Source organism: Streptomyces sp. NPDC038280, assembly GCF_055600045.1.
On record NZ_JBVJYZ010000007.1, the window covers coordinates 212,148 to 235,469 of the forward strand.

A 23,322-nucleotide genomic window follows, 5' to 3' on the forward strand; every position below is an offset into this window, starting at 1 on the left:
CGGCATGGCCCCCGTCTGCCATAGTCGGTGACACGACCCCCATTGACCCGGGCCAGGTCGTTCACAGCGGCCGTGGATACACCCCCTTGTCCACGGCGCTCCACACAGAAGCCCCCAGGCTGCCGCACCACGGCATACGGGGGCTTCTGTGCGTTCAGCGGTCGGAGACCCGCATCTCGAACCAGGTGGTCTTGCCCCGGGGCAGCAGATCCACGCCCCACCGGTCGGAGAGCTTGTCCACGAGGAAGAGCCCGCGGCCGCTGGTGTCCATCTCGTGCACCGGCATCAGACAGGGCAGCCCGCGGGAGGGGTCGCGCACCTCGATCCGGATCCAGCCACGGCGGCGCAACATCCGCAGCCCGAAGACGCGGGCCCCGGTGTGCCGGACCGCGTTGCCGACGAGCTCGGAGACCAGGAGGACGGCGTGTTCGGCCACCTGGGGGCCGAGCGCCCACTGACGCAGGATCACGCACTGGGCGAGCCGGCGCGCGGTGGCGGCGGATTCGGGGCGGGACGGAAGCCGCACTTCCTCCTCGACCGGATTCCCGAACAACTCGAGTGCCTCGAGCGCCTGTTCGTCCTCGACGGCCGGCGCCCACCGGGCGGCGGTCGCGCCGCCGCGCTGCCGCGGTTGATCCATGTCCTCCAGGCCCGCCATGCCCCCATCATGGCCGCCCCGCGCGGCCTCCGGGGCCGTTCCGGGGGAATCGGCCCCCCGGACTCGGTCATTCCGGGGGAACCGTCGGGCATATGCCAGAGGCAGTCTGCGAGCCGAAAACCTGGCCCCACCTGCGGTGACACCCTGTGCACGTATGATCGCCGAGCGCAGCGCGACCGCCGCGCTTAAGACTGCCTTAAGGCTGCGCTAAACCACCCACATGGTTGACGCCGACTCACCCGGACATGACGCCGGGGCTACTCGGCACGACTCGAATCGGCAGGGGTCAACCCGGCGTGGCTCAGAGGAACTTGGCCTTGCCCGGACCCTCCTCCACGAAGCTGCGCATCCCCCGCTCGCGGTCCTCGGTCGCGAACAGGCCCGCGAACCAGTTGCGTTCGATGGTGAGCCCGGTGTCGATGTCGGTCTCGAGACCGGCGTCGACGGACTCCTTGGCCGCGCGCAGGGCCAGCGCCGGACCCTGGGCGAGCTTCGCGGCCCAGGCGAGCGCCTGCTCGTACACCTCGGCCGCGGGGACGACCCGGTCCACCAGGCCGATCGCCAGGGCCTCGTCGGCCTTGACCATACGGCCGGTGAAGATCAGGTCCTTGGCCTTGGACGGACCGACGAGCCGGGCGAGGCGCTGGGTACCGCCGGCGCCCGGGATCAGGCCCAGCAGGATCTCCGGCTGGCCGAGCTTGGCGTTGTCGGCGGCGATCCGGAAGTCGGCGCACAGGGCCAGCTCGCAACCTCCCCCGAGGGCATAGCCGGTGACGGCCGCGACGACGGGCTTGGGGATCCGGGCCACGGCGGTGAAGGAGTCCTGGAGCGCCTTGGACCGCAGAACCATGGCCGCGTGGTCCATGGCCTGCATCTCCTTGATGTCCGCGCCGGCCGCGAACACCTTCTCGCCGCCGTAGAGGATCACGGCGCGTACGTCGTCCCGGCGGGTGGCCTCCTCGGCGAGCTCGCGGAGCCGGTCCTGGGTGGCGATGTCCAGGGCGTTCATCGGGGGGCGCTCCAGGCGGATGGTGCCGACGCCTTCGGAGACTTCGAGAGAAACGGTCATGGGAGGAAGGTTAGTGGCCGTTAACGCGCCGGGGCCCGGTGCCGTTGGTCACAGCACCGGGCCCCGCGCGTTCCGCACCGGGCGGACTACTTGATCCACTCCGACCAGGACATGTTCCAGCCGTTCAGACCGTTGTCCGGCCTGATCTGCTTGTCCTTGGAGTTCTTCACGATGACCACGTCACCGATGATGGAGTTGTTGTACATCCAGGCCGCCGGGGTCGAGTCGTCGCCGGCGCCGCGGGCGTCCCGCAGACCCACACAGCCATGGCTGACGTTCGAGGAGCCGAAGGTCCCCGGCGGGGCCCAGTAGTTGCCGTGCATGAACGTGCCCGAACTGGACAGGCGCATCGCGTGCGGCACGTCCTTGATGTCGTACTCGCCGCCGAAGCCCACGGTGGCGCCGTTCATCCGGGTCACCTTGTACTTCTCGCTGATGACCATCTCGCCGTTGTACGTCGTCGTGGACGGCGCGCCGGCGGTGATCGGGATGCTGCGGATCTGCTTGCCGTCCCGCACGACCTTCATGGTGTGCGCGCTGGCGTCCACGGTGGAGACCTGGCTGCGGCCGATGGTGAACGTCACCGTCTTGGTCTGCTTGCCGTAGACACCCGGGCGGCCCTCGACGCCGTCCAGGTTGAGCTGCAGCGTCACCTTGGTGCCGGAGGCCCAGTACTTCTCGGGGCGGAAGTCGAGGCGGTCGTTGCCGAACCAGTGACCCTCGATCGGCACCGACGGCTCGGCCGTCACCTTGATGGCGTTCTCCACGGCCTTCGGGTCGGTGATGCCCCGGGTGAAGTTGATGGAGACCGGCATGCCCACGCCGACGGTCGCGCCGTCCTCGGGGGTGTAGTGGCCGACGAAGGTGTTCTTCGGGACGAGGGTGGTGAAGGTGGTGTCCTTCGCCGACTCGCGGCCCTCGGCGTCCTTGGCGATCGCGTGGACCTTGTACTTGGTGGCGGCGGAGAGGTGCCGCGTGGGCTCCCAGCTCGCGCCGCCGGCCGCGATCTTCCCCTCGACGGGGGTGCCCTTGTCATCGGCGACGGTGACCGTGGTCAGCGTGCCCTGAGCGGCGGTCACCTTCAGCACGCCACTGGTGGCGACCGAGTCGGCGCCGTCCTTGGGACTGACCGTCACCACCGCCTGCGAGGCGGTGTTCTCGGCCTTGCCGCCGTCCTTCTTCCCCGCGTCGTCCTTGCCGCCGCCGGAGGCGCCGCCTCCGCACGCCGTCACCAGGAGCAGGAGCGCCCCCAGTACCAGAGCCAGCAGACCGGTCCCCCCACGGTTCCGCCTGCCGGCCACCCCTGCCGATTCGCCCGATATCGGCTGCCCGTTCACGATGCTGTTCTCCCCTCGCACGGCCTGGCACCGCCACGGCCCGCACCCCCGCGCGCTCCTCAGCGCGCACGGCGTTAGATAATCACACCGAAGGCGGCGAGAGTTGCTCGGGAATGTCACCGTTCAGTAGCAACTTGTCCGTGACGGGGGCGGACCATGCAGGTCAGCACGTGTCAGCGCACGGCGGAACCGGCCTTCCACTGGTTCCAGTCGAGGTTCCAGCCTCCGAGGCCGTTGTCGGGAGCGACGCTCCGGTCCTGGCTGTTGACGACCTCCACCACATCGCCGATGAGGGTCCGGTCGAAGAACCAGCCCGCCGGGGAGTCGGGGCTGCCGCCCTTCACATCACGCAACCCGACGCAGCCGTGGCTGACGTTCGCGGAGCCGAAGGTGTCCGACGAGGCCCAGTAGTTGCCGTGCAGGAAGGTCCCCGAGGTGGTGAGCCGTACCGCGTGCGGCACGTCCTTGATGTCGTACTCACCACCGAAGCCGACCGTCCGGCCGTCCATCCTGGTCACGTCGAACAGCTCGGTGACGACCATCTTCCCGTTGTACGTCGTCGTCTTGGGCGCCCCCGCCGTGATGGGCAGGGTGGAGACCAGCTCGCCGTCCCGGCGCACCTCCATGGTGTGCTCCTCCGCGTCGACGAGGGAGACCTGGGAGCGGCCGATCGTGAATCCGACGGTCTTCTGCTGGATGCCGTAGACGCCCTTGGCGGCCTCTACGTCGCGCAGCCGCAGGTCCACCGTGACTCGGGTGCCGGGCTTCCAGTACTCGCTGGGGCGGAAGTCGAGCCGTTCCTTGCCGAACCAGTGGCCGACCACCTCCACCGGCGGCACCGAGGTGATCCGGATGGCGCGCTCCACGGCCGCGCGGTTCTCGATGGCGCGGTTGAAGGAGAAGGACACGATCATGCCGGTGCCGACCGTGGAGCGGTTCTCCGGCTTGAAGTAGCCGATGAACCGTTCCGCGGGCACATAGGTGGTGAAGGTGGTGTGCCGGGCGGAGCGGCGGCCGTGACCGTCGAGGGCGACGGCGTCCACGCTGTACTTGGCGGCCAGCGTGAGGCGCGTGCCATCGGCGGGCTGCCAGCTGAGACCGTCCTCCGAGACGTTGCCGAGCACCTCCGTCCGCTGCGCGTCCTCGACCTGCGTCACACGGACCCGCTCCAGGCGGCCATTGGGGACCCTGACCTCGAGGGGCGCGTCGGCCGGGACGCTCCTCGCGCCGTCCTCGGGGGTGATCCGGATGATGTCCCCGGGGGCCCGGGCCTTGCCGGGGATGGGCAGTCCGCCCAGACCGCCGCCTCCCGAGCCGCCGGTTCCAGTGCAGCCGGCGAGACCGGCCACGAGTCCTGCCGCCGCGAGGGCGAGGGCCAGTCCGGCGCGCGTCCGCTTCAGTACGTCTCTCACGACTGGCCCAACGACCACCACCCTCCAGGGGAAACGTGCGTGCGGGTCATGTTGGGAGGTGACCGCGCCGGGAAGAACAGGTGGGAGGACCAACGTGCGGGGAGCCGCGGCCGGGACGCCGTTCGCTTCCTCTGGGCACAGGGCCCGACGAGCCGCGGGAGGCCGACAGGTGTCGAGCGCAGCCGAGCAGGAGGCAGTACGGGAGCCGGTGACGGATCCCGTACGGGAAAGGGTGCGGGAGCCGGCGCGGGGCGGGCCTTCGGGGCTGCCCCGTGGCCCGCAGGTGTGGCCGGGGGCGCCGACGCCGCTCGGGGCGCGGTTTCGCGTCGGCCCCGACGGCACGTCGGGGACCAATTTCGCGCTGTGGGCGGGTGGGGCGGAGGCCGTGGAGCTCTGTCTCTTCGACGAGTCCGGGACGGAGACGAGGCTGCCGCTGGTCGAGCTGACCCATGAGATCTGGCACGGGTTCGTGCCCGGCGTGCGGCCGGGCCGGCGGTACGGCTTCCGGGTGCACGGCCGGTGGGACCCGTGGACGGGCGCCCGCTGGAACCCGGCGAAGCTGTTGCTGGACCCGTACGCCCGGGCCGTGGACGGGGACTTCACGCTTCCCCCCGAGGTCTACGGGCACGTCCGGGACTGGCCGCAGCAGCATGTCGCCGACACCGTCCGCGACGACCGGGACTCGGCGCCGTACGTCCCCAAGGGAGTCGTCGTCCATGACGACGACGACTGGGCCGACGACCGCAGGCCGAAGACGCCATGGGCGGACTCGGTCATCTACGAGCTCCATGTGCGGGGGTTCACCAAACTGCATCCGGGGATCCCCGAGGAGCTGCGCGGCACGTACGCGGGGCTGGCGCACCCCGCGGCCGTCGAGCACCTCGTGGGGCTCGGGGTGACCGCGGTCGAACTGCTGCCGGTGCACCAGTTCGCTCACGAGGACCACCTGCTGCGGCGCGGGCTGAGGAACTACTGGGGGTACAACTCCATCGGCTACTTCGCGCCGCACGCCGGGTACAGCGCGTCGGGCACGACCGGTCAGCAGGTCGGCGAGTTCAAGCGGATGGTGCGGGCACTGCACGAGGCGGGCATCGAGGTCATCCTCGACGTCGTCTACAACCACACGGCGGAGGCGGGCGAGCTGGGCCCGACGCTGTCGCTGCGCGGCATCGACAACCGCGGCTACTACCGCCTCCAGCCCGACTCCCGCCGCTACGCCGACTACACGGGCTGCGGCAACACCCTGCACGTGGTGCGGCCGCAGGTGCTGCGGCTGATCACCGACAGCCTGCGCTACTGGGTCACCGAGATGGGCGTCGACGGATTCCGCTTCGACCTGGCGGCCGCCCTGGCCCGTTCGATGCACGACGTCGACATGCTCTCCCCCTTCCTGGCCGTGATCGCCCAGGACCCGGTGCTGCGCCGGGTGAAGCTGATCGCCGAGCCGTGGGACGTGGGCAACGGGGGCTATCAGGTGGGGGCGTTCCCGCCGCTGTGGACCGAGTGGAACGACCGGTACCGCGACGCCGTACGGGACTTCTGGCGCGGGGCGCTGCCGGACGTGCGCGACCTCGGCTACCGGCTGTCGGGGTCGAGCGATCTGTACGCCTGGGGCGGACGCCGCCCGTACGCGTCCATCAACTTCATCACCGCGCACGACGGATTCACCCTGCGCGACCTGGTGTCCTACGAGCACAAGCACAACGAGGCCAACGGCGAGGGCAACCGGGACGGTACGAACGACAACCGGGCCTGGAACTGCGGCGCCGAGGGCGAGACCGACGACGAGCGGATCAACGCGCTGCGGCGCCGCCAGATCCGCAACCTGCTCACCACGCTGCTGCTGTCGACCGGGGTGCCGATGCTGGTCTCGGGCGACGAGATGGGCCGTACACAGGGCGGCAACAACAACGCGTACTGCCAGGACAACGAGATCGGCTGGCTGGACTGGTCCCTCCTGGAGGAGCCGGGTCCGAGCGGGCTGCTGGAGCTGACCTCCCGGCTGCTCACCCTGCGGCAGACCCATCCGGTGCTGCGCCGCCGCGCCTTCTTCGACGGCCGTCCGCAGGGCGCCGACGGCTTGCGGGACCTGGCGTGGTTCACCAGCGACGGCAAGGAGATGACGGAGCCCGACTGGTACGCCCCGAGGGCCACGCTCGGCCTCTACCTGTCGGGCCGTGACATCCCGGGCCGTGACGCCCGTGGGGTCCAGATCACCGACGACAGCTTTCTGACGGTCCTGCACGCCGGGGACGGGCCGGTGGAGTACCGCCTGCCGGGGCCGCCCTGGGCGGAGGCGTACGAGCTGATCGTGGACACCTCCCTGGAGGACCAGTCACAGGCCCCGGGCACGGTGCATCCGGGCGGCGAGGTGCTGACGGTGCCGGCGCGGTCGGCGCTGCTGCTGAGGGTGCGTACGTAGGGCATGGGGACGGGACCCGGGCGCGCGCTTGCGCTCCCGGGGACCGCCGGGCCGGGCGGGTCAGCCCAGGATCCCGCGCTCGTAGGCGACGGCCACCGCGGCGGCCCGGTCCCTGGCGCCGAGCTTCCCGTAGACGTGGGTGAGATGGGTCTTCACGGTGGCCTCGCTGATGAACAGCTCGGCGGCGATCTCCCGGTTGGACGTGCCCTTGGCGACCAGTTCGAGCACTTCGCGCTCCCGGGCGGAGAGCCCCTCGTGCGCCGGTCCGGCGGCGGGCGCCCGCACGGCGGAGACGAGCCGGGAGGCAACGGCCGGCGAGAGGACCGTACGACCGTCGGCTGCCGCGCGGACCGCCGCGAACAGCTCCTCGCGGGGCGCGTCCTTGAGGAGGTAGCCGGTGGCGCCCGCCTCGATCGCGGGGAGCGTGTCGGAGTCGGTGTCGTACGTGGTGAGGACGAGGACCTTGGAGCGGGCGCCGCGACGGGCCAGTTCGGCGATCGCGTCGACTCCGCCGCCGCCCGGCATCCGCAGGTCCATCAGGACCACGTCAGGGTCGAGGCGCAGGGCGAGTTCCACGGCCTCGACCCCGTCGCCGGCCTCGCCGAGGACGGCGAAGCCGGGGCCGGCGCGGAACATGCCGCGCAGGCCGTCCCGTACGACGGGATGGTCGTCGACGATCAGCAGGGTGATGGGGGTGTCAGCCATGGCGCACCAACGGTACGCGAGCGGAGACGGCCGTGCCGCCCTCCGGTTCGGTCTCCACCGAGACGGAACCCGCGATGCGGGCGGCGCGGGACCGCATGCCGTCGAGGCCGAAGCCGCCGCTGCGGGAGCGCGGCGGCAGCGCCGGCGGGTCGAAGCCGCGTCCGTCGTCGCGGACGTCCAGGGTCACTTCGTCGCCCATGTAGGACAGGGTGACGCCGGTGCGGGTCGCGCCCGCGTGCTTGGCGGTGTTCGCGAGCGCTTCCTGCGCGATGCGCAGGAGGGTGGCGGCGACCTCGTCGTGCAGCGGTTCCTCGGTGCCGGTGACGGTGAACCGGGCGGGCACACCGGTGCGTTGGGTCCATTCCGTGACGGTCTTGCGCAGCGCCTCCGGGAGCGTGTCGTGCTCCAGCGCGACCGGGGAGAGGTTGTGCACCGAGCGACGGGCCTCGCCCAGCGAGTGTCGGGCGAGGGCCTGGGCGCGCTCCAGGTGGGTGCGGGCGAGGCCGGGGTCGGAGGTGGCGGTGACCACCTGGAGCTGGGCGATGATGCCGGTCAGTCCCTGGGCGATGGTGTCGTGGATCTCCGCGGCGAGCCGGCGGCGCTCGTCGGCGACGCCCGCCTCCCGTGCCTGGACGAGGAGTTGGGCGTGCAGCGCCGCGTTCTCCTGGAGGGCGTGCTCGAGGGCGGTGATGGTGGCGGCCTTCTGCACGGCGTTCTCGGCCTCCTTGGCGCCGATCCGGGCGAAGATCACGGCAAGGCCGCCGTTGATGACGACCAGCCCGGCGAACAGGAGCCATTGGAGGGGCGAGCGGGGCGGCAGTCCGCCGGACTGGGAGCCCGCGAGGGTGACGGCGACGACGAGCACGGCCGGGTGGGTCCAGCGCCGGGGCACGAGATGGCCGGCGTCGAAGTAGCCGACTGAGGCGTAGACCGCGAAGAGGGGGTTCAGCCAGGTGAGCGCGAAGGCGAGGCCGGTGCGCACGCCGTAGTACAGCGTGCCCCGCCCGGACGGTTCCGGCAGCCCGTCCGGGGAGGTCAGCCGCCACCAGAGCTGGAGGGCGAGCGCCGCCGCGAGCAGGACGCCCGTCGCGTACATCTCCCCGGTGCTCATGAGGGAGCCGGCGGTCGCGGACGCGAGGACGGTCGCGACGGCGAGGAGGACGAAGGGTCCGTCGCGGAAGAACTGCGCCCAGCGCTCGTCGGTCGTCTTCGCGGTCGTCGTTGTCATCGGCCTTCTACTCCCACCTGAACCAGCGCCGGGCCGCGGCGATCAGGAGGACCGCCCACAGGGCTGTCACCCCCAGATGCGTCCAGCTCGGCCACGCTCCGGTGGCGGCCTGGTCGAGAGCCTGCGCCGCCGCTCCGAGGGGGGTGAGGCTCACGATGTCCTGGAGGATGTCCGGCATGGCGGCGACCGGCAGCCAGACTCCCGAGGTGAACATCGCGGGGAAGAATACAGCGGACCCGACCGCCTGGGTGATCTTGGTGGTGCGGCCGACGGCGGAGACGGTCGCGCCCATCGCGAGGGTGGCGAGCACGGCGAGCACCAGGGCGATCAGATAGCCGGCGAACTGGCGGGGCAGCGCCACGTCGAACGCGAGCCGCCCGACGGCCAGGACGATCAGCGCGGAGACGACGACGGCGGCGGCGTGCAGCGCGATCTGAGCGCCGATGAGGGAGCCGGGTTTCATGGGGGTGGTGGACATCCGGCGCAGGATGCCGCGTTCGCGGTAGCCGGCGAGGACCGGGGGCATCGCCTGGATGCCCGCCATGATCACGGCCAGGAGTACGGCGATGGGGACGTAGAAATCGATGATCCTGCGTCCGCCGAGGTCGTCGGACACCTCTCGGAACGACGGGATCGCGCCGAGGATGACGAGCAGGACGGTCGGGAAGGCCAGGATCCAGAAGAGGGCGGCGGGCTCGCGGGTGAAGAGACGGGCCTCGGCCTTCAGTACGGCGGTGCTGGTGCTCATGCGTCGACTCCGGTGAGATCGAGGAACGCGTCGTCCAGGGACGCCTGGGATACGCGGAGTTGGTGGGCGGTGACGCCGCGGCCCGCGAGCAGCGAGAGCAGGGCGTTGACGGTCTCGTCGGCGCCCCGCACGACGATCCGGCCGTCCTTCGCCTGCTCGACGGAGGCCAGGGACGGCAGCGCGGACAGCTCGCGGCTGTCCAGAGGGGCGGAGGGGACGAACGAGGCGACGGTGTGGGCCGCGGCACGCCCGATCAGACCGGAGGGGGTGTCGAGGGCGGTGACCCGGCCCTGGTCGATCACGGCGATCCGGTCGCAGAGGCGCTGGGCCTCCTCCATGAAGTGGGTGACCAGGAGGACTGTGACGCCGCTGTCGCGGACGTCCTCGATGAGCTGCCAGGTGTCGCGGCGGGCCCGGGGGTCGAGACCGGTGGTGAGTTCGTCGAGCACGACGACACGGGGGTTCCCGATGAGGGCCAGCGCGATGAAGAGGCGCTGCTTCTGTCCACCGGAGAGCTTGCCGAAGCGGCTACCGAGCTTCTGGGTGAGTCCGAGCCGCTCCGCGAGCGCCCGCCAGTCGGCCGGCGCCTCGCAGCAGGCCGCATGGAGCTCCAGCGCCTCGCGCACGGTGAGCTTGGCCTGCAGTTCGCTCTCCTGGAGCTGCGCCCCGAGGATCCTCGTCACCTGGTCGTGGTCGGCGACGGGGTCGTACCCGGCGACCCTGACGGATCCGGAGTCGGGCACCCGCAGGCCCTCGACGCACTCGACCGTGGTGGTCTTGCCCGCGCCGTTGGGGCCGAGGATCCCGAAAATCTCCCCCTCGTCGACGGAGAAGGACACATCCGCGACGGCCGGCCTGTCTCCATAGGCCTTGCGCAGCCCGCTGACTTCGATGATTGCCATGCCCATGAGACTGCCGGTCCGGGCGGGGGCGGCACATCGGCCATCGCGCTCGGACCGGCATCAGCCGATCGGTTGACGGGCGGTACGGCGACCGGGGGCCGGAAGGCGCCGCGGCCGGAAAGCCCCGTGAGCGTTGTCAGCGGGGAACCGTAGGCTCGGCTCGATGTGTCAGACACGTGTAGCCGCCGAGGACCGTTCCACCGTGCGTGCGTTGCTGCGCCTGTGGCCCTACGTACGCCCCGTGCGGGCGCGGCTGTCCCTCGCCGCCCTCGTCGCCGTCGTCGCCTCCTGTCTCGGGCTGGTCATCCCCCTCATACTGAAGTGGCTCGTGGACGGCCCGGTCGCCGACGGGAATCCGGGCGGGGTCTGGCTCGGGGCGCTGTACGTGCTGCTGCTCGGCATCGCGGAGGCCGGGCTGTTCGGGATAAGACGCTGGCTGGTGGCGCGGCCGCTGGCGGGGGTCGAGGCGTCGATGCGCGCCGGGCTCTACCGTCATCTGCAGCGGCTCCCGATCGCCTTCCACGACCGCTGGCCGTCGGGGCAGCTGTTGTCGCGCGGCACGACGGATCTGATGCTGGTGCGGATGTTCCTCGCCTTTCCGCTGACCTTCCTGCTGGTCAACGGCGTGACGATCCTGGTCGGTTGTGTGATTCTGCTCGACCAGGAATGGACACTCGGACTGGTGCTGCTCACGCCGGTCGTGCCGCTGGTCGTCCTCTGCTCGGTCTTCGAGACGAAGTACGCGCTGGTCGCGCGGCGCGCCCAGGACCAGGTCGGGGATCTGACGACGGTCGTCGAGGAGAGCGTCCTCGGGATCCGGATCATCAAGGGCTTCGGCCGCCACCGCAGCCAGGCGCGCGCGTTCCGTGAGCTGTCGCAGCGGCTGCGCGGGACGGAGCTGGGCAAGGCCCGTCTGCTGGCGGGCATCTGGGCGCTGATCACGACGGTGCCGGAGCTGGCGGTGGGCGCGGCGCTGGTGCTGGGGACGCTCCAGGTCGCGGACGGGGCGCTGTCGGCCGGCACGCTGGTGGCGTTCCTGTCGACGGCGCTGGCGCTGCGGTGGCCGATCGAGTCGGTCGGGTTCCTGCTGGCGATGAGCCAGGAGGCGGCGACGGCGACCGAGCGGTTCTTCGAGGTGATGGACGAGCCGGAGGAGAGCTCCGGGCCCGGGACCGTGCCGTCCGGGCAGCCGGCGGCGGGCGGGGACGCTCGGCGATCCGACGGCGAGCGGTCCGACGGCGAGCGGTCCGACGGCGTGCGGTTCGAGGGCGTGGAGTTCCGGTACCCGGACGCGCCCGAGGCCAGCCCGCCCGTCCTCGCCCGTGTCGATCTGCACATCCGGCCCGGCGAGACGATGGCCCTGGTCGGCGCGACGGGCTGCGGGAAGACCACGCTGACGGCGCTCGTGCCCCGGCTGCACGAGGTCACCGGCGGGCGGATCCTGCTCGACGGCGAGGACATCGCGGCGATGGACCGCGAGCGGCTGCGCGGACTGGTCTCCGTGGCCTTCGAGGAACCCACTCTCTTCTCGGCGAGCGTCGGGGAGAACGTCCTGATGGCTGTGGGACCGGGCGCGCCACCGGGTGCGGAGAGCGGGGGCTCGGGCGCGGACGCGGGCGTTCTGCGGCGCGCCCTGGACGTCGCCCAGGCGGGGTTCGTGGACGCGCTGCCGCAGGGCGCGGACACCCAGGTGGGCGAGCAGGGCCTCAGTCTCTCGGGCGGTCAGCGGCAGCGGCTGGCGCTCGCCCGGGCCGTCGTCGGCACACCCAGGTTCCTGGTGCTGGACGACCCGTTGTCCGCGCTGGACGTGCATACGGAGGCGCTGGTGGAGGCGGCCCTGCGGCAGGTGTTGCGGGACACGACCGCGCTGGTCGTGGCGCACCGGCCGTCCACGGTCATGCTCGCGGACCGGGTGGCGCTGCTGTCGGAGGGCCGGATCGCGGCGGTGGGCACCCATCAGGAGCTGCTGCGGGGCAACGCGGAGTACGCCTGGCTGATGTCGGGAGCGGGCTCCTTCGACGAGGAGGCCGGGGACGGGTCCGGCGACAGGGTGGACGAGCGGGCTCCGGCCCTCGCCGCCGAGGAGGACGGGAAGCGATGACGAGCATGACGACGGGTTCGGACAGGCCCGCGGGCGACCACACCGGCGACACCCCGCAGGAGCGGCTCGCCGGCGACGCGCACGGCGGGCCCGGCACCGAGCCCCGACCGGCCGACGGCGACGGCGACGACCCGTTCGACCGGGACGCCCTCCCCACGCCCGAGGGGGCCACCGGCGCCCTCCTGCGCTCGCTGCTCGCCACGCACCGCGTCCGCGTGGCCCTCGCCGCCCTTCTGCTGCTCCTTCAGCAGGCCGCCGTGCAAGCGGGCCCGCTTCTCGTCGCGTTCGCCATCGACCGGGGCGTGCCCGCCCTGCGGCACGACGACTACGGGCCGCTGGTCGCCGTCGCGGCGGGGTACGTGCTCTGCGCGCTGGGCGGCGGACTCTTCCAGTACGCGTTCGTCCGCACCTCCGCCCGGGTCAACCAGGACGTGCTGCTCGATCTGCGCGGCCGGATCTTCCGTCACGCGCAGGCGCTCAGCGTGGACTTCCACGAGCGGTACACGTCCGGCCGGCTGATCTCCCGCTCGACCACGGACGTCGAGTCGCTGCGGGAGCTGCTCAGCGAGGGGCTCCAGGAGCTGATCGGTGTCATCCTCGCCCTCGTCTACATCTCGGCGTTGCTGCTGTGGCTGGATCTCGGCATCGGCACGGTCGCGGTGGTCTCGTTCGGGCCGCTGTATCTGCTGGTGCGGAGATACCGGCGGCGGGCGGCCGTCGTCTTCGCCGTGCGGTCCACGGCGATCGCGGCCGTGATCGTGAAGTTCGCGGAGACGATGAACGGGATCCGGCCGGTACGGGCGTTCCGGCGGGAGCGGATGAACGACGAGCAGTTCCGTGCCCTCAACGAGAGTCATGCGCGCAGCAACGGCGACGCGCTGCTCGAGATGGCCCGCTATGTCGTCGGCTCCCGGCTCGTCGCGAACACGGCGGTCGCCGGGATGGTGCTGTGGGGGGCGTACCGGGTCGCGGGCGGGACGCTGGCGCTGGGGGTGCTGGCGGCGGCCGTGCTGTACATGCGACGGCTGTACGACCCCATCGACCGGCTGGGGATGTTCCTCAACTCCTACCAGTCCGCGGCCGCCTCGCTGGAGAAGATCGCCGGACTGCTGGCACAGACGCCGTCCGTCCCCGAGCCGCCGTCGCCGCGTGAACTGCCGCCGCGCGACGGGAATCCGGGCCGGGAGGTCGTCTTCGAGGACGTGAGGTTCGCCTACCGGACGGGCGGCGAGGTGCTGCCGTCGTTCGGGCTGACGATCCCGGCGGGCCAGACGGTGGCGGTCGTCGGCTCGACGGGCGCGGGCAAGTCGACCCTGGCGAAGCTGCTGGCCCGCTTCTACGATCCGACCGAGGGCCGGGTGCTGCTGGACGGTGTCGACCTGCGTGAGCTGGCCGTTCCGGAGCTGCGGCGCGGGGTGGTGATGGTGACCCAGGAGGCGTTCCTGTTCTCCGGGACGGTCGCCGAGAACATCGCGATCGGGCGGCCGGAGGCGACGCGCGAGGAGATCGAGCGGGCGGCGAAGGCGATCGGCGCGCACGACTTCATCAGCGGCCTGCCGGACGGCTATGACACGGACGTACGCAAGCGGGGTGGCCGGATCTCGGCGGGGCAGCGGCAGTTGGTCGCGTTCGCGCGGGCTCTGCTGGCGGACCCGGCGGTCCTGATCCTGGACGAGGCGACGAGTTCGCTGGACATTCCCGGTGAGCGTGCCGTGCAGCGGGCGATGAACACCGTCCTGCACGGGCGCACGGCGGTGGTGATCGCCCACCGTCTCTCCACGGTGGAGATCGCGGACCGGGTGCTGGTGATGGAGTCCGGCCGGATCGTGGAGGACGGGCCGCCCGCCGAACTGATCGGCGGGCGGGGCAGGTTCGCCGTACTGCACCGGGCGTCGCGCGAAAGCCTGGTCTGAGGGGGTGGGCGCAGGGGGCCTCGCCCGCTGTTTCCACGGGCCGGCCCCGGCTCATACCTGTTCCGCCGCCACGCGGCTCCGGGGTTCCGGGGACCCCGGAAACACGGGGGGCACCGGGGACGCGGACGAACGCGCGCCACGCAGCAGCCACAGGGCGAGGATCGCCGCGGCCGCCATCGTCAGGGCCGCGCCCCACGCGGCGAAGGTCAGACCACGGGTGAACGCCTCGCGGGCGGCGGTCAGCAGGGCGTCGTCCCCCCGGACCGTGGCGAGCGCCCCCGCCAGGGTCTCGCGGGCGGCGGCGGGCGCCGCGTCCGGCATGGCGTGACCGTAGACCGCCGCGCCGAGGGAACCCAGGACGGCCATGCCCAGGGCGCCACCGAGTTCCTGGCCGGATTCGAGGACGGCGGCGGCCGATCCGGCGCGCTCGGGCGGGGCCGCGCCGAGGGCGAGTTCATTCGCGAGGGTCATCGCGGAGACGAGGCCGGCCGCGTAGACGGCGCAGGCGGTGAGCATGAACCAGAAGGGGGTGGCGGTGGTGGCCCGGGTGAGGAGGGTGAAGCCCGCGGCCGAGACGAGGAAGCCGCCGCACATCACGTACGCGGGGTCGACGCGTCCGGCGAGGGCCGCACCGAGCGGGGCGGCGGCCATCACGCCCACCGACGGCACCAGGCTCCACAGGGCGGCCTCGAAGGGGCTCTGGCCCAGTACCGACTGGAGGTACTGGGTGAAGAAGACCGCGAAGCCGACGGTCGCCGCCATCGCCAGGAGGTTGACCAGGACCGCTCCCCCGTACCCCCGCTGCCGTACCAGCGCCAGGTCGACCATGGGATGGGCGAGGCGGGCCTGGCGGCGGACGAAGAGCAGTCCGAGGACGAGGCCGGCCGCGATACCGAGGAACGGCCGTGGCGCGAGGCCGTCCTTGGCGAGCTCCTTGATTCCGTGGATGACGGGCAGCAGCGCGGCGAGCGACAGGACCGCGCTCAGCAGGTCGAAGCGGCCGGGCGTCGCGACCCTGAACTCGGGGAGCAGAAACGGCGCGAGGGCCAGCAGCAGGGCCATCGCGGGCAGGTTGATCAGGAAGACCGAGCCCCACCAGAAGTGTTCGAGGAGCGCGCCGCTGACGACCGGGCCGAGCGAGATGCCGCAGGCCATGACCGTGGTCCACAGGGTGACGGCCTTGGCCCGCTGACCGGCGTCGCGGAAGAGCGTGCGGATGAGCGCGAGCGTGGACGGCATCAGGCAGGCACCGGCGACTCCGAGCAGCGCCCGGGCGGCGATCAGGGTCGCCGGGGAGTCGGCGTACGCGGCGGCGAGGGACGCCGCGCCGAAGAGTGCCGCGCCCATGAGCAGCAGCCTGCGGCGGCCCACGCGGTCGCCCAGCGCGCCCATGGTGATGAGGAGGCCGGCGAGGACGAAGCCGTACATGTCGAGGATCCAGAGCTGCTCGGTGGCGCCGGGCCGGAGATCCTCACTGATGGCGGGGATCGCGAAGTAGAGGATGGAGACGTCCATCGAGACCAGGAGGAGAGGCAGCATCAGCACGCCGAGCGCGGTCCATTCGCGGCGGCCCGCAAGGGGGGTCGTAGAGGTCATGCGGCGGAGCGAACCAGCGTGCCGCGTACGCCGCAAACAGCGACCTAGTGCACCCGTGCCCAATGCCGCGCGCTGACAGTCCAGTTGACTGGTCGGGAGCGTGTACGGGGCAAGGGGCGCACTAGTACACTGCGGCACCGTGCCGACACAGCCGCCCTACCTCAGGATCGCCGCCGAGATCCGGGGTCGCGTCGTCTCCGGCGAGCTCGCCCCCGGCGATCCCATCCCCTCCACGCGCGCGATCACGCGGGAGTGGGGCGTGGCGATGGCCACCGCGACGAAGGTGATCGCGGCGCTGCGCGAGGAGGGACTCGTGCGGGTGGTGCCGGGCGTCGGGACCGTCGTCACGCACGCCGGGTCGGAGCGCCCGGCGGCCGGCGGGGCGCCGCTGACGCGGGACCGGATCGTGCGGACCGCGATCGGCCTGGCCCGCGCCGACGGCCTGGCCGCTCTGTCCATGCGCCGCGTGGCAACCACCCTGGGCCTGTCGACGATGGCGCTGTACCGCCATGTGCGCGGCAAGGGCGAACTGGTCGTGCTGATGACGGACGCGGCGTTCGCGGAGGTGCCGCTGGGCGCGGTGCCGGATCACTGGCGGGCCGGTCTCGAGCAGGCGGCGCGGTGGCTGCGGGGCGCGTACACGCGGCATCCGTGGATGGCCCAGGCGATGGCGTCCTTCACCCGGCCGACACCCTCCCCGCACGCGATGGCGTACACGGAGTGGGTCCTGGCGGCGCTGCGGAGGACCGGCCTTTCGCCGTACGCCATGGTGCATGTCCATCTGACGGTCTTCGCGTATGTCCAAGGCGTGGCCATGGCAGCCGAGTTGGAGTCGCAGGCGATCCAGGACACCGGGCTGTCGGACGAGGAATGGATGGCACGGAACGAGCCACAGTTCGAGGCGATCGCCGCGGGGGGCGGGTATCCGCTGCTCAACACCCTGTTCACACAGGACGACTTCGAGCTCGACCTCGATTCCCTCTTCGAATTCGGGCTTCGGCGAACACTGGACGGCGTCGCCGTGTTGATCGCCGAAACGTCCGGTTAACGAACATCACCTTTCGGGCACCGGACGATTTCCGGCCAACTTCTTGACGCGGTCCTGACAGCGAGCCGTCACGGCTGCCACTCTTCCCCCGGTTCTGCGCATCACTGCTCCACCACTCTGTTTGCTCCTCCCGGACGGCCCACCCAGCCGCCGGTACCCCCCTCGCAAAAGGAGTTCGCGTGAGATCCACGCCAAGCCGTCGCGCCACAGCGACGGGCGCTCTGATCGCCGCCGCGGCCATGCTCGCCGTCGGTGTCCAGACCGGTTCCGCCACGGCGGCCGGTGACGCCGGTACCGCCGCTCCGAAGGCCCAGGCCACCGGCCAGGCCGACCCCGGCGCACTGCCCGCCGACCTCTCTCCCGCCCAGCGCACCGCGCTGATACGCGCGGCCGACGCCTCCAAGGCGGACACCGCCAAGAGGCTCGGCCTCGGAGCCCAGGAGAAGCTGGTCGTCCGTGACGTCGTCCAGGACCGTGACGGGACGACGCACACCCGCTACGAGCGCACTTACGCCGGACTCCCCGTACTCGGCGGTGACCTGATCGTCGAGGCCACCAAGGCCGGGAAGACCGCGAGCGTCACCAAGGCCTCCCACGAGCGGCTGGCGAACGTGGACACCGCCGCGGCCATCGCCCCGGCCGCCGCCAAGTCGCAGGCGCTGAGCGCCGCCAAGGCGGAGGGCTCGAAGGCAGCGGACGCCAACCGCGCCCCGCGCAAGGTTGTCTGGATGGCCCAGGGCAAGCCCGTCCTCGCGTACGAGACCGTCGTCGGCGGCCTCCAGCACGACGGCACCCCGAACGAGCTGCACGTCGTCACCGACGCCAAGAGCGGCAAGAAGCTCTACGAGTGGCAGGGCGTCGAGACCGGCACCGGCAACACCATGTACAGCGGCCAGGTGACCCTCGGCACCGCGCCCTCGTACACGCTGACCGACACCGGTCGCGGCAACCACAAGACGTACAACCTCAACGGCGGCTCCTCCGGCACCGGAACGCTCTTCTCCGGCGCGGACGACATCTGGGGCGACGGCACGCCGCAGAACAAGGAGACGGCCGGCGCCGACGCGCACTACGGCGCCGCGCTCACCTGGGACTACTACAAGAACGTGCACGGCCGCACCGGTATCCGGGGCGACGGCGTCGGCGCGTACTCGCGGGTCCACTACGGCAACGCGTACGTCAACGCCTTCTGGCAGGACAGCTGCTTCTGCATGACGTACGGCGACGGCTCGGCCAACACCAAGCCGCTCACCTCCATCGACGTGGCCGCGCACGAGATGACGCACGGCGTCACCTCCAACACGGCGGGCCTCCAGTACAGCGGCGAGTCCGGCGGTCTCAACGAGGCCACCTCCGACATCTTCGCGGCGGCCGTCGAGTTCTACGCCAACAACGCCCAGGACAAGGGCGACTACCTGGTCGGCGAGAAGATCGACATCCGCGGCAACGGCACCCCGCTGCGCTACATGGACAAGCCGAGCAAGGACGGCTCCTCCAAGGACGCGTGGTACTCGGGCATCGGCGGCATCGACGTCCACTACTCCTCGGGCCCGGCGAACCACTGGTACTACCTGCTCTCCGAGGGCAGCGGCGCCAAGACCATCAACGGCGTGAACTACGACTCGCCGACCTCGGACGGTCTGCCGGTCACCGGCATCGGCCGGGACAAGGCCTCGCTGATCTGGTTCAAGGCGCTCACCACCAAGTTCGGTACGACCACGAACTACGCGGGTGCCCGCACCGGCACGGTCGACGTGGCCAAGGCCCTCTACGGCGCCACCAGCCCCGAGGTCACGGCCGTCGAGAACGCCTGGGCCGCCATCAACGTGGGTACCCGCCCCGGCGGCGACCCCGGCACCGGCAAGGTCTTCGAGAACACCGCCGACGTCTCCATCCCGGACAACGGCGCGGCGGTCACCTCGGCGGTCAACGTCACCGGCATCGCCGGCAACGCCCCCTCGACCCTCAAGGTCGGCGTCGACATCATCCACACCTGGCGCGGTGACCTGGTCGTCGACCTGGTGGCCCCCGACGGGTCGGTCTACAACCTGAAGCCCTTCAGCTCCTCCGACTCGGCGGACAACGTCCAGGCGACCTACACCGTCAACGCCTCCACCGAGGTGGCCAACGGCTCCTGGAAGCTCCGCGTCCAGGACAAGGCCGCCCAGGATGTCGGCTACATCAACAGCTTCAAGCTGACCTTCCCGTAACCGGGAGACAGCGGGAGTGACACCGGCCGCCCGGAGGGACATCCGTCCCTCCGGGCGGCCGCGCGTTCAGTGGGGGTTGCCCGCGTGGGTCAGCGTCTCCCAGGCGACGAAGAGGTTGTTGGAGCCGGCCGGCCGCTGCTGCTCGGTCAGCCGCTGGGTGCGGGACATCGCGTATCCCATGCGGTGGTGCAGGGCGTTGAAGCCGACCTCGGTCACCGGGCCCATGTGGTCCTTCAGACTGCCGCCGCAGAGCCAGGACGGCACGGGCTCGCCCAGTTCGTAGGTGGCCTGGAGGCCGAGTGCGTGCCGCAGCCGGTCGGCGATCTCGGGGTAGAGGTCCTGGCCCTGGATGCGGCTGGTCTCGGCGATGTGGGAGATGGCGGAGAGGCCGTACCCGGTGTGGGTGAGGTCGCGGCAGGTCTCCTGGGTGAGGCCGTCGGTGAAGGTGCTCTGGCCCTGCCAGTAGCGGACGATCTCGTCACGGGTGTCGAGTCCGCTGCCGGGGGCGGTCCTCGGCAGCGATCCGTCGGAGTTCAGGTAGATGTACGCCGGGACCCGCCCGCGGAACTTGCCCACGGCCTTGTCGTAGGCCGCCCGGTCCTCCAGGAAGACCGCGATGCCGATCGCCGCCTCCGTCATGCTCAGCTCCCAGTTGCCGTTGGAGTGGGAGCCGCCCGCGACCTCGGGCAGATAGACCGTGCGGAGCATCGTCCCGAAGCGGCCGGCGTTCGGCCAGCCGCTGTAGGTGTACCTGATGATCTCGGCGGCCCTCGGCCACGAGGAGCCTGCCCAGCCCGTCTGGAGCGGGGCGTTGGAGTTGGTGTGGTCCCTGATCACGGCCGACCAGGCGTCCATGATCTCGATCGCCTTCTTCGCGTACCGGCTGTCTTGCGTGACGTACCAGGCCAGCGAGAGCGTGTACGCGGCCAGGGCGTCCTCGCGCTCGTCCGTGCAGCCGTAGTTGGGCTGGGAGTACGAGCCGCACTCGACGATCGCGCGGGGCCTCGGCGTACGACTGAGCGAGGCGTACTTGCTCGCGAGCATCTGGTCGTACGCCGCCTTCCACGGCTGCGCGCCGGCCTGCACCCTCGCCCGTACGAAGTCGAGCTGCGGACGGCTGACCAGGACACCCGGATGGGTGAACGCCGCTGGGGCGGCGGCCTGTTCGGGTGCGGCGACCGCCATGGGGGTGAGGGTCAGGGCAGCCGCCACGGCCAGGACCAGAGCTCTGATTCCGCTACGCATAAGGGGTGCCCTTTCGTTCAGCCACATGAACAACGGGCGACACAATGAACGCCGCGTTGAACGTGGAAACTAAGGGCACCCCATGGACACGTCAAGACTCTGGTACGGACCAACCGGTCCGGGTCATCGCATCAGCACCCCGGCCCCCTCCCCCGTCGCCTCGGTCGGCAGCGCCACCAGACCGAGGTCCGCGCCGGTCGCGAGCAGCGGGTGGGCCGGCAGGATCCGGACCGTGCAGCCGTAGGGGCCCGTCCGGTCCAGCGCCAGCGGTCCCTCGTACAGCCAGCGGCCGTCCATGTCGGGACCGCCCCCGGCCGGTTTCAGCGAGCAGAGCCGGGCGTCGTCGATCGCGTCGTCGGTGTCGACCCGCCCGGCCACCGCCTGGACCTCCACGTCCTCCGGCTGCAGCGGGCCGAGCGCGACGCGCACCCGCAGCGCGAGGGTGGCGCCCAGTTCGACGACTCCGCACTCCTCGCCGGCCTCCACATGGCCGACCGCGACCTGCGGCCAGGCGGCCCGTACCTTCGCCTTCCAGGCGGCGAGCTCCCGCGCCCGGTCCTGGTCGAGCGCCCGGTGGGCGAGGGCGGCCGGCGCGTACAGCCGCTCCACGTACTCGCGCACCATCCGTCCCGCGAGCACCTTCGGGCCGAGCGTGGTCAGCGTCCTGCGGACCATCTCGGTCCACCGCTCGGGGACGCCCGAGGCGCTCCGGTCGTAGAAGCGGGGCGCGACCCGGCCCTCGATCAGCTCGTAGAGCGCGTGGGCCTCCACGTCGTCGCGGCGGTCCTCGTCCGGGGAGCCGTCGGCGGTCGGGATGGCCCAGCCGAAGTCCGGCTCGAACCACTCGTCCCACCAGCCGTCGAGCACGGAGAGGTTGAGGCAGCCGTTGAGCGCGGCCTTCATCCCACTCGTGCCGCAGGCCTCCAGCGGCCTCAGCGGATTGTTCAGCCAGACGTCACAGCCGGGATAGAGCCTGCGCGCCATCGCCATGCCGTAGTCGGGCAGGAAGACGATGCGGTGACGCACCCGGGGATCGTCCGCGAACCGCACCAGCTCCTGGACCAGGCGTTTGCCGCCGTCGTCCGCGGGGTGGGCCTTGCCCGCGACGACGATCTGCACCGGGCGGGTCGGGTGCAGCAGCATCTCCGTCAGCCGGTCCCGGTCGCGCAGCATCAGGGTGAGCCGCTTGTACGAGGGGACCCGGCGGGCGAAGCCGATGGTGAGGACGTCGGGATCGAGGACCCCGTCGATCCAGCCGAGCTCGGCGGTGAGGGCGCCGCGCTGCCGCCAGGAGGCGCGCAGTCTCTCGCGCACCTCGGTGACCAGCTGTTCGCGCAGGGTGCGGCGCAGGGCCCAGAGGTCCTGACTGCTGGTGTCGGGGCCGAGCCGGGTCACCTCGGGGGCGACCCAGGTGGGGGCGTGCACTCCGTTGGTGACGGAGGTGATGGGGACTTCCTCGGCGTCGAACCCGGGCCACAGACCGGCGAACATCTGACGGCTCACCGCGCCGTGGAGGGTGGAGACGCCGTTGGCCCGCTGGGCCAGGCGCAGTCCCATGACGGCCATGTTGAACAGGCGCGGCTCGCCGCCCGGATAGGTCTCCATGCCGAGGCCGAGGATCCGCTCGACGTCCACGCCGGGCAGTTCGCCGCCGTCACCGAAGTGGCGGGCGATCAGATCGCGGTCGAACCGGTCGATGCCGGCGGGCACAGGGGTGTGGGTGGTGAACACGGTCCCGGCCCGCACCGCCTCCAGGGCCGCGTCGAAATCGACCCCCTGATCGGAGAGTTCGCGGATGCGTTCGAGTCCGAGGAAGCCGGCATGGCCCTCGTTGGTGTGGAAGACCTCGGGCTCGGGCCGCCCGGTGAGCCTGCTGTGGATGCGCACGGCCCGGACGCCGCCGATGCCGAGGAGCATCTCCTGAAGCAGCCGGTGCTCGCTGCCGCCGCCGTAGAGCCGGTCGGTGACCTCGCGCTCGCCGGGCTGGTTCTCGTCGACGTCCGAGTCGAGCATCAGCAGCGGGACGCGGCCGACCTGCGCGACCCAGATGTGGGCGTGCAGCGAGCGGCCGGCGGGCAGGGCGAGGGAGACCCGCGCGGGTGTCCCGTCCGCCTCCCGCAGGAGGGTCACCGGCAGCTCGTTCGGGTCCAGGACGGGGTAGTGCTCCTGCTGCCAGCCCTCGCGGGAGAGCGACTGGCGGAAATAGCCGTGGCGGTAGAGCAGACCGACCCCGGTGAGCGGTACACCGAGGTCGCTGGCGGCCTTGAGATGATCCCCGGCGAGGATGCCGAGGCCGCCGGAGTACTGCGGAAGAGCGGCGGTGACGCCGAATTCGGGCGAGAAGTAGGCGATGCCGGCCGGGAGCTCGCCGAGCTGCTCCTGGTACCAGCGGGGTCGGTGCAGATAGTCGTCGAGGTCGGCGGAGGCGGCGGCCAGCTTCGCCAGGAAGTCCTGGTCCGCCGCGAGCTCGCCCAGCCGGGCGGCGGGCACGGAGCCGAGCAGCCGGACGGGATCGCCGTCGGCGGCCCGCCAGCCGTCGGGGTCGACGGAGTGGAAGAGCTCACGGGTCTCGGCGTGCCAGGACCAGCGCAGATTGCGGGCCAGGTCGCTGAGTGGTCGAAGGGTGTCGGGGAGGACGGGGCGCACAGTGAATCGACGGATTGCCTTCACGTGTTCCACCTTCGCAGGGGAGGTACGGATCGGGGCGGACACACCACGCTGTGCGTCC

General features: G+C 71.5%; 16 protein-coding genes. 5 read left to right on the forward strand and 11 right to left on the reverse strand.

What is annotated here, in order from left to right; all coding sequences use genetic code 11:
• Positions 1-154 precede the first annotated feature (154 nt).
• The 4 genes from ACZ7J0_RS17425 to ACZ7J0_RS17440 form a co-directional block, all read right to left on the reverse strand.
• Positions 155-763, reverse strand: a complete 609-nt coding sequence (locus ACZ7J0_RS17425) for an ATP-binding protein (RefSeq protein ID WP_470888361.1) — start codon at positions 761-763, stop codon at positions 155-157.
• 196 nt (positions 764-959) lie between these two features.
• Entirely contained in the window at positions 960-1,727 is a 768-nt protein-coding gene (locus ACZ7J0_RS17430; protein WP_470888206.1) for an enoyl-CoA hydratase/isomerase family protein, read from the reverse strand.
• Between the two features lie 86 nt (positions 1,728-1,813).
• Positions 1,814-3,064: a L,D-transpeptidase gene (locus tag ACZ7J0_RS17435; RefSeq protein WP_470888208.1), complete on the reverse strand. Its 1,251-nt coding sequence runs from the start codon at positions 3,062-3,064 to the stop codon at positions 1,814-1,816.
• A 173-nt stretch (positions 3,065-3,237) separates the two neighbouring features.
• Entirely contained in the window at positions 3,238-4,476 is a 1,239-nt protein-coding gene (locus tag ACZ7J0_RS17440; RefSeq protein WP_470888210.1) for a L,D-transpeptidase, read from the reverse strand.
• Positions 4,477-4,645: 169 nt separating this feature from the next.
• Between ACZ7J0_RS17440 and glgX the strand changes: the two genes are divergently transcribed.
• The gene (glgX, locus tag ACZ7J0_RS17445) at positions 4,646-6,898 is read left to right on the forward strand and encodes a glycogen debranching protein GlgX (RefSeq protein WP_470888211.1); all 2,253 of its coding nucleotides are present in this window, start codon (positions 4,646-4,648) and stop codon (positions 6,896-6,898) included.
• 60 nt (positions 6,899-6,958) lie between these two features.
• Here the strand turns inward: glgX and ACZ7J0_RS17450 are convergent, their stop codons facing one another.
• The 4 genes from ACZ7J0_RS17450 to ACZ7J0_RS17465 are packed head-to-tail and all read right to left on the reverse strand — an operon-like array spanning position 6,959 to position 10,481.
• Entirely contained in the window at positions 6,959-7,603 is a 645-nt protein-coding gene (locus ACZ7J0_RS17450) for a response regulator (protein WP_470888213.1), read from the reverse strand.
• A complete protein-coding gene (locus tag ACZ7J0_RS17455) occupies positions 7,596-8,831 on the reverse strand; it encodes a sensor histidine kinase (protein WP_470888215.1) in 1,236 nt (411 codons plus the stop codon). Before ACZ7J0_RS17455 ends, ACZ7J0_RS17450 begins: the two co-directional genes overlap by 8 nt.
• Positions 8,832-8,838: 7 nt before the next feature.
• Positions 8,839-9,579, reverse strand: a complete 741-nt coding sequence (locus tag ACZ7J0_RS17460) for an ABC transporter permease (protein ID WP_470888217.1) — start codon at positions 9,577-9,579, stop codon at positions 8,839-8,841.
• Entirely contained in the window at positions 9,576-10,481 is a 906-nt protein-coding gene (locus ACZ7J0_RS17465) for an ABC transporter ATP-binding protein (RefSeq protein ID WP_470888219.1), read from the reverse strand. Before ACZ7J0_RS17465 ends, ACZ7J0_RS17460 begins: the two co-directional genes overlap by 4 nt.
• Positions 10,482-10,644: 163 nt before the next feature.
• Between ACZ7J0_RS17465 and ACZ7J0_RS17470 the strand changes: the two genes are divergently transcribed.
• Positions 10,645-12,582 carry an ABC transporter ATP-binding protein gene (locus ACZ7J0_RS17470; protein ID WP_470888221.1) on the forward strand — a complete coding sequence of 646 codons (1,938 nt, stop codon included), beginning with the start codon at positions 10,645-10,647 and terminating at the stop codon, positions 12,580-12,582.
• Positions 12,579-14,495 carry an ABC transporter ATP-binding protein gene (locus tag ACZ7J0_RS17475; protein ID WP_470888223.1) on the forward strand — a complete coding sequence of 639 codons (1,917 nt, stop codon included), beginning with the start codon at positions 12,579-12,581 and terminating at the stop codon, positions 14,493-14,495. Before ACZ7J0_RS17470 ends, ACZ7J0_RS17475 begins: the two co-directional genes overlap by 4 nt.
• 51 nt (positions 14,496-14,546) lie before the next feature.
• On the opposite strand, the gene ACZ7J0_RS17480 is transcribed toward ACZ7J0_RS17475, so the two are convergent.
• Positions 14,547-16,091, reverse strand: coding sequence for an MFS transporter (locus ACZ7J0_RS17480; protein ID WP_470888225.1), 1,545 nt, complete (start codon positions 16,089-16,091; stop codon positions 14,547-14,549).
• Positions 16,092-16,230: 139 nt separating this feature from the next.
• Here ACZ7J0_RS17480 and ACZ7J0_RS17485 point away from each other — a divergent pair, with 139 nt between their 5' ends.
• Both ACZ7J0_RS17485 and ACZ7J0_RS17490 read left to right on the forward strand, forming a co-directional pair.
• Positions 16,231-17,139, forward strand: a complete 909-nt coding sequence (locus ACZ7J0_RS17485) for a TetR/AcrR family transcriptional regulator C-terminal domain-containing protein (protein WP_470888227.1) — start codon at positions 16,231-16,233, stop codon at positions 17,137-17,139.
• Between the two features lie 179 nt (positions 17,140-17,318).
• The gene (locus ACZ7J0_RS17490; protein WP_470888229.1) at positions 17,319-19,349 is read left to right on the forward strand and encodes a M4 family metallopeptidase; all 2,031 of its coding nucleotides are present in this window, start codon (positions 17,319-17,321) and stop codon (positions 19,347-19,349) included.
• Positions 19,350-19,415: 66 nt separating this feature from the next.
• Here ACZ7J0_RS17490 and ACZ7J0_RS17495 read toward each other — a convergent pair whose 3' ends face one another.
• Together ACZ7J0_RS17495 and glgP are read right to left on the reverse strand one after the other, a co-directional pair.
• Positions 19,416-20,594, reverse strand: coding sequence for an alginate lyase family protein (locus ACZ7J0_RS17495; protein WP_470888231.1), 1,179 nt, complete (start codon positions 20,592-20,594; stop codon positions 19,416-19,418).
• 123 nt (positions 20,595-20,717) lie between these two features.
• Entirely contained in the window at positions 20,718-23,264 is a 2,547-nt protein-coding gene (gene glgP, locus ACZ7J0_RS17500; RefSeq protein ID WP_470888233.1) for an alpha-glucan family phosphorylase, read from the reverse strand.
• Positions 23,265-23,322 lie beyond the last annotated feature (58 nt).